Genomic DNA, 535 nt, shown 5'->3' with positions numbered 1-535 from the left:
CTTACATTTGCATACGAAAGTGAATACGAAAATGCATACGATTTGCCCAACAAAAACAAATTTACCACCCCAAAAATTTACACAGCAAAAGGAGATTTAAGTAAACGTTGGTACGTTTATTTTTCCTTTCAGAATCCTGATGACCCTTCAAAACTGAAACGGGTCACTCCCTTTTACGGAAAGGTCAACAAATTTAAGACCAAGGAAGAACGCTTGGAAGTGCTTTCTGTATATAGACGAACACTGATCAAGCTGTTGAAACTTGGTTACAACCCATTTGAAGATAACACCTCGCTATTTGAAGGTTTGAAAAAGAATCCGGAGTTGCCTCAACCAACCCCTGCCGAAAAGCCAAAGAAAACCAAGACACCTAAAAAAGAGGAATCTGATGACCAACCAAAAATTGCTGTTGCAAAAGCCTTTGAGTTTGTTATTGAGCTCAAAGAGAAGTCACTGACCAAAACCACCGTACAAGGTTACAAGAGCAGGGTTGATTTTTTCCTGAAATGGCTCAAAAAGAACCAGAAATCTGTTG

At 39.1% G+C, this 535-nt stretch carries 1 pseudogene; it reads left to right on the top strand.

Annotation, left to right across the window (positions count from 1 at the left end):
• Positions 1–535: pseudogene (locus LOK78_RS16390) on the top strand (hypothetical protein); the annotation flags it as partial.

This window comes from Mangrovimonas futianensis (genome assembly GCF_021245805.1).
GTDB lineage: Bacteria > Bacteroidota > Bacteroidia > Flavobacteriales > Flavobacteriaceae > Mangrovimonas > Mangrovimonas futianensis.
This window is presented reverse-complemented; position numbering and strand designations above follow the sequence as displayed.